Source organism: Streptomyces sp. QH1-20 (assembly GCF_041283565.1).
Taxonomy (GTDB): Bacteria; Actinomycetota; Actinomycetes; order Streptomycetales; family Streptomycetaceae; genus Streptomyces; species Streptomyces syringius.
The window spans coordinates 1,161,066-1,170,865 of the sequence record NZ_CP166299.1; the positions used below are offsets into that span (position 1 = coordinate 1,161,066).

Annotated in this window: 11 protein-coding genes and 1 pseudogene; 5 read left to right on the forward strand and 7 right to left on the reverse strand. The window is 69.5% G+C overall.

Going from position 1 to position 9,800, the window contains the following annotated elements:
- Positions 1-76 precede the first annotated feature (76 nt).
- The 3 genes and pseudogenes from AB8O64_RS05250 (at position 77) to AB8O64_RS05260 (ending at position 2,030) form a co-directional block, all read left to right on the forward strand.
- Positions 77-682 (forward strand): GNAT family N-acetyltransferase, encoded by a 606-nt coding sequence (locus AB8O64_RS05250; protein ID WP_370418096.1) that lies wholly within the window; start codon positions 77-79, stop codon positions 680-682.
- A gap of 40 nt (positions 683-722) precedes the next feature.
- A pseudogene (locus AB8O64_RS05255) lies at positions 723-1,559 on the forward strand (IS5 family transposase).
- A gap of 72 nt (positions 1,560-1,631) precedes the next feature.
- Entirely contained in the window at positions 1,632-2,030 is a 399-nt protein-coding gene (locus tag AB8O64_RS05260; protein ID WP_370418097.1) for a hypothetical protein, read from the forward strand.
- A 565-nt stretch (positions 2,031-2,595) separates the two neighbouring features.
- Here the strand turns inward: AB8O64_RS05260 and AB8O64_RS05265 are convergent.
- Entirely contained in the window at positions 2,596-3,123 is a 528-nt protein-coding gene (locus AB8O64_RS05265; RefSeq protein WP_370418098.1) for a hypothetical protein, read from the reverse strand.
- A 160-nt stretch (positions 3,124-3,283) separates the two neighbouring features.
- On the opposite strand from AB8O64_RS05265, the gene AB8O64_RS05270 reads away from it, so the two are divergent.
- Positions 3,284-3,757, forward strand: coding sequence for a hypothetical protein (locus AB8O64_RS05270; protein ID WP_370418099.1), 474 nt, complete (start codon positions 3,284-3,286; stop codon positions 3,755-3,757).
- A gap of 129 nt (positions 3,758-3,886) precedes the next feature.
- On the opposite strand, the gene AB8O64_RS05275 is transcribed toward AB8O64_RS05270, so the two are convergent.
- Both AB8O64_RS05275 and AB8O64_RS05280 read right to left on the reverse strand, forming a co-directional pair.
- Positions 3,887-4,360 carry a carboxymuconolactone decarboxylase family protein gene (locus AB8O64_RS05275; RefSeq protein WP_370418100.1) on the reverse strand — a complete coding sequence of 158 codons (474 nt, stop codon included), beginning with the start codon at positions 4,358-4,360 and terminating at the stop codon, positions 3,887-3,889.
- A 177-nt stretch (positions 4,361-4,537) separates the two neighbouring features.
- Complete coding sequence (locus AB8O64_RS05280) at positions 4,538-5,095, reverse strand: TetR/AcrR family transcriptional regulator (RefSeq protein ID WP_370418101.1); 558 nt, start codon at positions 5,093-5,095, stop codon at positions 4,538-4,540.
- 88 nt (positions 5,096-5,183) lie between these two features.
- On the opposite strand from AB8O64_RS05280, the gene AB8O64_RS05285 reads away from it, so the two are divergent.
- Positions 5,184-6,341: an FAD-dependent monooxygenase gene (locus tag AB8O64_RS05285; RefSeq protein WP_370418102.1), complete on the forward strand. Its 1,158-nt coding sequence runs from the start codon at positions 5,184-5,186 to the stop codon at positions 6,339-6,341.
- A 33-nt stretch (positions 6,342-6,374) separates the two neighbouring features.
- Here AB8O64_RS05285 and AB8O64_RS05290 read toward each other — a convergent pair whose 3' ends face one another.
- From AB8O64_RS05290 to AB8O64_RS05305, 4 genes are all read right to left on the reverse strand, one after another.
- Positions 6,375-7,496 carry a GDSL-type esterase/lipase family protein gene (locus AB8O64_RS05290; RefSeq protein ID WP_370423798.1) on the reverse strand — a complete coding sequence of 374 codons (1,122 nt, stop codon included), beginning with the start codon at positions 7,494-7,496 and terminating at the stop codon, positions 6,375-6,377.
- 23 nt (positions 7,497-7,519) lie between these two features.
- The gene (locus AB8O64_RS05295) at positions 7,520-8,089 is read right to left on the reverse strand and encodes a TetR/AcrR family transcriptional regulator (RefSeq protein WP_370418103.1); all 570 of its coding nucleotides are present in this window, start codon (positions 8,087-8,089) and stop codon (positions 7,520-7,522) included.
- Positions 8,090-8,253: 164 nt separating this feature from the next.
- Positions 8,254-8,592 carry a nuclear transport factor 2 family protein gene (locus AB8O64_RS05300; RefSeq protein WP_370418104.1) on the reverse strand — a complete coding sequence of 113 codons (339 nt, stop codon included), beginning with the start codon at positions 8,590-8,592 and terminating at the stop codon, positions 8,254-8,256.
- A 16-nt stretch (positions 8,593-8,608) separates the two neighbouring features.
- Positions 8,609-9,799, reverse strand: a complete 1,191-nt coding sequence (locus tag AB8O64_RS05305) for a hypothetical protein (protein WP_370418105.1) — start codon at positions 9,797-9,799, stop codon at positions 8,609-8,611.
- Position 9,800: the final 1 nt, after the last annotated feature.

Sequence of the window (9,800 nt, forward strand, 5' to 3'; positions counted from 1 at the left end):
GGGGTACCCCAAGAGGTCCGGGCCATCGGCAGAACGACCGATGTGCCGGAGAGACCGTGGAACCTACGTTGGCCGCATGCAATCACCGAACACGCCCGAGCCGATCGAGACCGGCGACGCTCCTGAGATCACGCACACCCTGGCCCGCGCCTTCGGGGACGACCCGATGATGCTGTGGCTCTTCCCTGACGAAGAGGGGCGTGAGGGCCGTCTCGCCCAGTGGTTCGACGTCATGCTCACGCACAAGTACGGTCCACTCGGTCACTGTGAACGCACCGACGCGGCAGCGGCGTTCTGGACACCGCCCGGCACCGCCGAGCAGCACCCGGACGAGGAGACACTGGCCCTCATCAACGGGCTGTTGGGCGAGCACGTTGCCCGGCTGGGAGAAATGCTGGAGCTGGTCGGCAAGGCGGCTCCCCAGGAGCCGCACTGGTACCTGGCGGTGCTCGGCGCCGACCCGGCGGCCCAGGGCCACGGCCACGGTGCTGCCCTGCTGCGTTCGGGCCTGGCCAAGGCGGACGCGGCCGGACTGCCGACACACCTCGAATCCTCGAAGCAGGCCAACATCGGCTTCTACGAGCGCTTCGGATTCACCGTGCGGAGCGAGATCCACGTACCCGGCGGTGGACCGACGCTGTGGTCGATGTGGCGGGAGGCGCGCGGCGACGTTCGCCGCTAGGGCGTGTCCGCAAAGTCGGTTGGTCGTTACTCCGTTCGTGGTGCGTCGTCATGAACTCACTGATCAGGCCTGGGCTGTGATCGAGCCGTTGCTGGCCCCGCCCCGGATGGGACGTCCGGTGCGGGACCGGCGGCAGGTCCTCAACGGGATTCTCTGGAAGCTGTCCACCGGGGCGTGCGGCCTGGCGGGACCTGCCGGAACGGTATGGGCCGTGGAAGACCGTCTACGAACGGTTCCGCCGCTGGTCAGCCGATGGAACCTGGGACCGACTCCTGGCCCGTGTCCAGCAGCACTCGGACGCGGTCGGCGAGGTCGACTGGTCGGTCGTGTGTGTCGACTCCACGATCGTGCGGGCCCACCAGCACGCCGCCGGGGCCCGAAAAGGGGGCCCTGGGCCGGTGAAGCCCTCGGACGCTCCCGCGGCGGACTGAGCACCAAAATCCACCTCGCCTGCGACGGCCACGGTCGGCCGCTCGCGTTCACGGTCACCGGCGGAAACGTCAACGACTGTACCCAGTTCGAGCCGGCCATGGCCCGCATCAGCATCCCGCGGTGCGGGGCCGGCCGGCCCCGCACCCGACCGGCCCGGGTCGTCGGAGACAAGGGCTACTCGTCCCGCAAGATCCGCGCCTACCTGCGGAAACGCGGCATCGCCTGCACCATTCCCGAACGCCTCGACCAGATCAGCGGACGGCGACGGCGCGGCGAAAGCCTCTGCCGCCTCGACCACGCCGTCTACCGGCGCCGCAACGTCGTCGAACGCTGCTTCAACCGCCTCAAACAGAACAAGGCCCTCGCCACCCGCTACGACAAACGAGCCCACCACTACAACGCCCTGGTCACCCTCGCCTGCCTACGACTATGGCTCCCCAGCTGACTTTGCGGACACGGCCTAGGGATCGGGGACTCCTGGGGCTCGACCGCCCGGGACGAGGCCGAGGCCCACTACTTGCTTCGCGCACCGCTGAACGACCCCGAGCACGTCCTGCGCCAGGCAGCCGGCATGCGCAAGGTCTCGAAGGTAGGCGAGGAGAAGGTGAACGGCATGCCCGCCGTCCATTACCGCGGCATCCTCGAGGACAACGTGGTCACCCTCCGGCTGGCGCAGGACATGCGGGCGCAGTGGGCCGCCGGAAAGAAGCAGATCGGTGAGATCCCCGTCTTCGCGGATATCTGGGTGGACCGGAACGGACGGGTGGCCCGCACCCTGCTCTCCTGTGCCATGGGCCCGGTCAGTGTCACCGTGACGATGAACCTCGCGGACTTCGGCAAGCCCGTCGAGGCGGTGGCCCCGGACCCCGACAAGGTCACCCCCGTGCCCTCCTCCGGCGGCGTCCTCACCGGCTGACGAAACAGCGACGGCTGCGAAGGCGCCACTCCGCGAGATTCCCCAGCCAACGGGACAACGGAACACTCCTCCTCACCAGCGCACCTTCCGGCGAGCCGAGCTGCTCGGCGGCCGGGCAACCCGCCGTAGCTACCTCCGGTCGCTGCCCACCTTGACCAGCCCCGTCTCGTACGTGGCGATCACTGCCTGGGCCTCGTCACGGGTGCCGAGCTTGCCGAAGACGCTGGTGATGTGGTTCTTCACGGTGCAGCGGCTCCTTGGTCGGCAGCCGTTCCATGCGGGTCTGGGTCCGGCCGCTTGGGGGCGGGAGGGGCTATTGAGGCTGAGCGGATGTCGAGCGCCACGCGCCGGGCCCGCCTCGCCGCCGAGTTGGCCGAGACGCCTATCGAGGCCGCCGAAGCGCCAGGCACCATCGCGCGGGACTGCACCCACTCCCGGCCGGTTCCGCTTGGGCCCTGGGGTCGAGGCCACCGGGCACTGACCGGCCTTCACCGGCCCCGCACGGGTGGCCCCTTGACCGCAAGCGCGGGCCAGTCGCGGCGACTACCGGACGGTCGCTCCCAGGTCACGAGAGCCTGCTGCGGCGCGTCCACTTCAGGGTCGATGGGGCCCCGGTTCCCTCGGCTGCGAGGAAGATCGCACAGCCTTCGACGTACTTCCCCTCGGCAACCTCCTTCCACTCGGTGTGATCGGCACCCTTACATCTGTCGAAGCTGCGGGTGACCAGCGGATTGGCCGGATCGCCTGTCGAGTCGAAGGATGTGAAGACCATCAGGTGCGTCAGCCGGTTCCCGCCCTGGGGCGCCTCGAAGTGGGCGGACTCGTCGTCGCTCTTTCCCTCGGCGGTCTTCGTGAGTTTGTAGTGGAGGTAGTACGGCGTCTCGTCCGAGTACTTCGACGGGTCCTCGAGCCCGGAGAGATCGGCGTTTCTGTCCTTCTCCACGCGGACGACGGTCACCCCGATGGTGCCGGTCTTGTCGCCGGAGACGGTTGCCTCTCGCCGAACTTCATCGACCGGACGGAGCCGGAACCGCCGGTCAGGGCAAGGCCTGGCGGCAGCGGCACGTATAGCCCGGCGCTTCATTGCGATCATTTAGTGCTGTGACCGGATACCTCTGCCGGGATTGGCGGCGCGTCTGTCCGAGGCCTCTGCGGTACCTTAACTCCACTGATCCACAGCATAATTGACGTCAGGTTCGGATGGATGCAGGCCGGATGCCCGTGAGCAGCCGAGCTCAGGAGAGAAGGCTGTCATGATATTCCTCATACCGGTGGCATTCCTCGCCGCCATCGTGTTGGTCATGTTCTTCCTGCTCCGATCGCTCAAAGTTGCTTTGCCGGGGAACAGACGCTGGGTCGGATGGCGCCGTGTGGTCGTTGCCGCAGCCTTTGCCTGCGCAGCCACGACTACTGCCTCCTACTCGTTGGGGGCCATCAATCTGATGTCGACCGTGGCCGTGGCACAGGACGGCGGGGCGGACTCGGCTCCGTTCCCCTACAACCACCCGTGCCGGGCTCAGTTGAAGGGGGCGGTGGGGTATGACGTCCAGTTCCTCACCCTGCGCACCGTATGCGTCATGGAAGACGGAGAGCGTAAAGCAGTAGACGACGTGCCGCAGGGGGTTCGGGTAACGGCAGCGGCATCGGTGGCCTGCACGACCGTGTTGGCCGGGATCGCGTTGGCCACTCGGCCCCATGCGCGCGCTTCGGTGAGCGAACGCCGCTAGGCCAGAGCCGTCAGGCAGCGGGCCGGCGCGCTCCGCGCGGGACCGTCGCAGCGCTCGTGCGCGAGCGCTGCGACGGTGGTCCTCGCCTCGGCGGAGGCGGACCCGGTCACCTCGGACAGGGCTCTTCGGTCATCCGAACTGGCCGGGCTGGTAGTCGCCGGCGGGCATCTGGAGCATGACGTTCCCGCGGTTGAAGGCGTTGATGACGGTGATGACACCCACCAGGGCGCCGAGCTGGTCCTCGTCGTAAAACTGAGCGGCGTTCGCCCAGACCGCGTCCGGGACGCCGCCGGCCGCATCGGCGATGCGGGTGGCCTCCTCCGTCAGCTCCAGCGCCGCCCGCTCGGCCTCGGTGAACACCGTGGCCTCCCGCCAGGCCGCGACCAGATTGAGGCGCTCCGCGGACTCTCCGGCGTGCACGGCGTCCTTGAAGTGCATGTCGGTGCAGAAGCCGCAGCCGTTGATCTGGCTCGCGCGGAGCTTGACCAGCTCCTGCGTCGACGCCGGCAAGGTCGAGTCATCGAGCACCTTGCCCGCGGCGATGATGTGCTTGAAGACCTTGCCCAGGACCGGGTTGGTGAAGGGGTTCAGGCGTGCTTCCATGATGCGCTCCAATGCCTTGTCCGACGGTTACACACGTTCGACGAGGCAGCTCGGCGGGATGTGACATGGGCGCACTGCGACCTGCGTCACTCTGCTGCGCTCCGGTCTGTTGCACTCCGGCAGCAGAACCCCGCGCGGCGACGGTCGCGCTTCCGGGCTCCCGCTCCCCTCTCGCCTCTACCGCAGAGCGGCCTCGACGAGCCCCTGGATCTCCTCCACCGGTACGCACCCTCCGCCGACCAGCCGGTCGAAGACGAGACCGTCCACGCAGGCCAGCAGGGTGAGGGTCCGTCCCTCCGCGTCCTTGACGCCTTGAGCGGCCAGGAAGTCACGCACGGCATCGCGCGCGGCGTTCTCCCGCGGCACGAGAATCTCCCGCAGTTCCGGATGACGCGCGCTCTCCACAGCACAGGCGTACCGCGCGAGCGACCGCTCACGCCCGTCGCCCGTCAGACGCGTCTCGGCGAACGCGGCGATCCCGGCCACCAGTTCACCAGCGTTTCGAGGCCTCGGCTGCGCCTCTCCGAGTGCCTGCAGTTCGCCTTGGTCACGGTCGACAAGGCGCCGTACCAGCCCCGCGAGCAGCGCCTGACGCGTGCGGTAGTAAGCGGATGTGGTGCCCGGCGGCATACCGGCGGCCCGGTCCACGGCGCGGTGCGTCAGCCCGCGCATCCCTTCTCCGGCGAGAACATGGATGGCCGCATCGGCAAGCACGGTACGTCGGTCTGTGGTCACACCCCCCTTTCTACACCTGTAGAGCCCGTGCACTAACCTCCTTCTACATCTGTAGAAGGAACGGCCGCAGGCACGGGAGGTGCTCGGTATGGGCAACAAGGCAGTGGTGGTCGGCGGAGGCATCGGCGGACTGGCCACAGCGATCGGCCTGCGCCTCATCGGCTGGGAGGTGACAGTCCTGGAACGCGCCCGGGTCCTCGACGACGCGGGCGCTGGCATCTCCCTGCACGCCAACGGCATCCGTGCGCTGGACGTCCTGGGCGTCGGCGCCGCGGTGCGCGCGGCTGCCCGCCCGCAGTACACCGGGGCCACGCGGACTCCCCGCGGCCGTCGTCTGGCACGGATGGACGGCACGGCATTGGAGCGCGCACTCGGCACACCGATCGTCGGCATTCCGCGTGCCGTGCTGCACCGGCTGCTCCGTGACGCGCTACCGCCCGAGTCCCTGTCGGTCGGCGCGGAAGCGGTGTCCGTCGACCGTTCCGACCCGGAACAGCCGCGGGTGCGTCTGGAGAACGCCGAGCTCGACGCGGATCTGGTGGTGGGCGCCGACGGCGTCAACAGCCGGCTGCGTGCCCAGCTGTTCCCGGACCATCCCGGCCCCGCCTACAGCGGATCGACTGTGTTACGCGCCATCACCGAGGGCCCCCTCGCCCTGGACGCCGACTTCGAGCTGACCTGGGGCCGCGGTGCCGAGTTCGGCCACATCGCCTTCGCGGACGGCCGAGCGGAGTGGCACGCCGTCCTCAACGCCCCTGAGGGAGTGCGCTTTCCCGACCCCCTGGCGGAAGTGCGCCGCCGGTGCGGCGGCTGGCACTCCCCGATTCCCGCGTTGCTCGCGGCGACCAGGCCCGAAGCCGTACTGCACCATGACATCAAGGAACTGGTCGTCCCCCTGCCCGCCTATGCAGTGGGCCGCGTCGCCCTCCTCGGCGACGCCGCCCACGCGATGACGCCCAACCTCGGCCAGGGTGCCTGCCAGGCGATGGAGGACGCTGCCGCACTGACCGCCGCGCTCGCCACCGAGTCCACCGTCGAAGCGGCGCTGGCGCGCTACGACACCGAACGCCGCCCGCGCAGTCAGGCCGTCGCCCGCGCCGCCCGCCAGGCCGGCCGTATGGGCCAGCAGTTGTCCCATCCGGCAGCCGTCACCCTGCGCAACGCCGCGATGCGGCTGGCGCCGTCGGGCGTGACCATCCGCGCCATTCTGCGCCACGCCGACTGGACGCCCCCGGCGTTGCGTTGACCGTGCGACGGCTGCCGGTGGACGACCATGAGGTCATCGAGCCAGTGGGCCGCCGGCGCCGAACGAGAGGCGTGCGAAGTTCTCGCCGATGCGCCGGTGTCCCGCGGGGCAGGGGTGGATCTCGTCGGGCAGGGGCAGCTCGGCGTAGTCGCTCTCTCCGTAGAGGTCGCGGCCGTCGAGGTAGTGCAGGTTCGCGTCGTCGGCGGAGCGCGCCTCGACGATCCGGGCGAGCTCGTCACGGATGACCCGCAGCGTCAGGCGCCCGGTGGCGACGTCGGCCGGGTCGCCGGTGGCCGTGAACGTGAGCGTGCCGCGGGAGAAGTCCGGGGCGAGGGGGCCGGGGGTGTTTTCCTGGACCGGGCACCAGGTGGGCGAGACGACCAGGAGTGGAGTGGTGGGGTGGCCCTCGCGGATGGTGTCGAGGAAGCCGTGCACGGCGGGGGTGAAGGCGCGCAGGCGCATCGCGTCGGCATTGACGAGGTTGATGCCGATCTTGGCGCTGATCACATCCGCGGGGGTGTCACGGATGGTACGGGCGGTGAAGGGGTCGAGGAGGGCGCTGCCGCCGAAGCCGAGGCTGACCAGTTCGACACCCGCCTGGTGGGCGGCGAGGGCGGGCCAGGTGCCGGTGGGGTGGGTGGCGTTGGAGCCGTGACTGATGCTGCTGCCGTGGTGCAGCCACACCCGCCGCCCGGCATCGTGGGCAGGCTGGACGGGGGCGTCGGTGCGCAGGGCGATCAGCTCGGTGATCTCCGTGTGCGGCAGCCATATCTCGATGTTCTTCATGCCCGGGGGCAGGGTGGTGAAGCGTGCGGTGCCGGGCTCACCCTCGTGGAGCTCGGTGGCTCCGGTGGACAGGTCGATCTGAAGGAGCTTGCCGCCGCTCGCCGTTGCCTGCGAGGTGAGGCGGCCGTCCACCAGCAGGTCGTACACGCCGTCCGCCTGCGCGGGCATGCCTCGGTAGGCGCGTTTGGTCGGCAGCGTCTCCAGCTCGACGACGGTGGCCTCTGTACGGAAGGCCAGGCGGACGCCGGAGGGTTGGGCTTCGGCCATGGCGAGCTGGCCGTCGGGGATCTGCCGGCGTGCCCGCTCGGGGAGGCGGTGCGGAAGCAGGCCGCGCTCGGTGCGCTCGGTGTCCAGGGCGCCGCGCAGCATGCCGGGGGTGATGGGCGTAGTGATCACGGGGTGGTCCAGGTGCGGAGAAGGCGGTCGAGGGAGTCGATGGTCCAGGCCCAGGACTCACCGGGGCCGGGGGTGCTGTGAGCGAAGGATCCGGCGAGCTCCAGGGTGGTGAAGCCGTGGAAGACGGACCCGAGAAGACGGACCGCGTGGGTCTGTTCGGGCTCGGGCAGGTCGTAGCCGCGCAGGACGGCCCGCATCATCTGCGCGTGCCGCACCCCGGCACTGGCGGCCGCGGTCCGCGGGTCGAGCGGGTGACGGGCGGCCTCGTAGCGGCCCGGGTGCCGGCGGGCGTAGTCGCGGTACACGGTGGCGAACGCGGCCAGGGCGTCCTTTCCGGAGCGCCCCGCCACCGCGTCGGCGGCCCGGTCGGCCATCTCCTCCAGGGCGAGCAGGCAGATGCGGGTCTTCAGATCCTGCGCGTTCGCCACGTGCGCGTACAGGCTCTGGACCTTGACGCCGACGTGCCGGGCGAGGGCCGAAGGGGTCACCTGGTCGAAGCCGATGCGGTCGGCGAGTTCGGCTCCGGACCGGGTCAGGGTGTCCGGGGTCAGTCCTGCTCGGGCCATGTGGGTGCCCCTCCGCTCAAGTTCCACTCCCCAACGAAGACCATCATGCATTCACCTGAAGGCTTCAGGCAAATTCGAAGGTCGCTCCGCATACGAACGGCCCCGTGGCTCCCGCGATCGCGGGAGCCACGGGGCCGATACGGCCGGTCGTCCGGGCCGGTGGGTCAGACGACGAACCAGACGCGCTCGATGCGTTCCTCGCCCACCTCGTACATGGCCACGGCGGTACGCACCTCGTCACCCATGAAGCCGGTCACGCGCTCCTGGTCGATGACGATGCGGCCCTGCGTGACGCGGGAGACGAGTTCGGCGTGCAGGTCGGGGCTGGAGGCGAAGAGCCGGGCGTAGCGCTCCCGGAAGGCCGGACCCGAGCGGTCGGTGAGGATGTCGCCCGAGGGGAAGGCGTGGACGGGTACGTCGTCGATGTAGTAGCTGAGGAACTTCTCGAGGTCGCCCGCGTTGTAGGCCGCGAGCTGGCCGTCGACGATGTCCTGCGCAGACATGGGATAACTCCTCTTCTCACCCGGCCGGCACGAGCGTGCGGCGGGTACGTGTGCGGATGACGAGCAAGGAGCCGGCCAGCAGGATGCCGCCCGCCACATGGGCCAGACCCAGGAGCAGCAGGCCCGACCTCAGCTCCAGGAGAAGGCCGACGAGCTGCTCACCGACGCCGAACACCAGACCGAGGTAGAAGATCATACTGGCCCTGATCTGGCCGATCCGTGCGGCAGGGGCGGGTTCGAGGACCCGTGCGTTGGTGAAGTGGATCCAGTAGGCGTTGACGAAGGTCAGCACCACATAGAGAGCCATGTGGACGGGGAAGGCCCCGTGCCCGGCCAGCACGCCCGCCACGCCGCAGGCGGTCAGCACCCCGGCGAAGACCAGCGCCCAGCGCCCTGCCCGCTCGTGGTCGCGCAACAGCGGAGCCGTCACCCAGAAGGCGAGTCCGTAGAAGAACCACGCCCCGGAGAAGGCCATCCCCGTCGGTACCAGGTCCTGTGCTTCGGCGATCACGCTGGCGTAGACCATCATTCCGGACAGGCTCACGAGGAACACGATCTGGATCAGGTTCCACGGCCACAGCTCGGGCAGCCAGTAGCTGCGCACGGCGTCGACACCGCGGCCGAGGACGTTGCGCCACTCGAAGCCGAACTCGCCCTCGCCCTCCTCCTGCCTGGCCATCAGCAGCGCGATGACGAGCACGGCCGTGACGATGTCGAAGAGCAGCGCCACGACGAGGGTGTGCGAGGTCCAGGCGGGCACCGCCGCGCAGATGACCGCGGCGAACACCATGGCTCCCTGCGGGGAGGTCACCATCTGCAGCACCGCACCGCGGGCGTTGGATCCGGAGACGTCGGCGAGCAGCCGGTAGGCCAGAACCGAGCTCGCGCCGACGAGGGCGAACCGCAGTGCCGTCCACACCAGGACGAACTCCGGACCGGCCGTCCCCCACCACGTCATCACCAGGAACAGCACGGCCAGTACCAGTTGCGCGCCTTGCAGCAGGGCGAATTTACGGCCGATGAGGCCCCGGTCGGCCCAGACGCCGACGAGCAGGGCACCCACCACGCCGAGCACCTGGCGTTCCATGCCCAGCAGACCCACCAGCCCGTCGGACTGTGTCTGCGCCGAGAAGCTGGGGACCAGCAGCAGCCACAGGACCGTCGAGCCCAGTGAACTCAGCAGGATCGTCGAGAAGATCGCGCGCATC

Bases quoted from the DNA above. Each gene is read 5' to 3' on its own strand.
- AB8O64_RS05250 (WP_370418096.1), top strand. From the start codon at position 77: ATGCAATCACCGAACACGCCCGAGCCGATCGAGACCGGCGACGCTCCT.
- AB8O64_RS05265 (WP_370418098.1), bottom strand. From the start codon at position 3,123: ATGATCGCAATGAAGCGCCGGGCTATACGTGCCGCTGCCGCCAGGCCT.
- AB8O64_RS05270 (WP_370418099.1), top strand. From the start codon at position 3,284: ATGATATTCCTCATACCGGTGGCATTCCTCGCCGCCATCGTGTTGGTC.
- AB8O64_RS05275 (WP_370418100.1), bottom strand. From the start codon at position 4,360: ATGGAAGCACGCCTGAACCCCTTCACCAACCCGGTCCTGGGCAAGGTC.
- AB8O64_RS05285 (WP_370418102.1), top strand. From the start codon at position 5,184: ATGGGCAACAAGGCAGTGGTGGTCGGCGGAGGCATCGGCGGACTGGCC.
- AB8O64_RS05290 (WP_370423798.1), bottom strand. From the start codon at position 7,496: ATGCTGCGCGGCGCCCTGGACACCGAGCGCACCGAGCGCGGCCTGCTT.
- AB8O64_RS05295 (WP_370418103.1), bottom strand. From the start codon at position 8,089: ATGGCCCGAGCAGGACTGACCCCGGACACCCTGACCCGGTCCGGAGCC.
- AB8O64_RS05300 (WP_370418104.1), bottom strand. From the start codon at position 8,592: ATGTCTGCGCAGGACATCGTCGACGGCCAGCTCGCGGCCTACAACGCG.
- AB8O64_RS05305 (WP_370418105.1), bottom strand. From the start codon at position 9,799: ATGCGCGCGATCTTCTCGACGATCCTGCTGAGTTCACTGGGCTCGACG.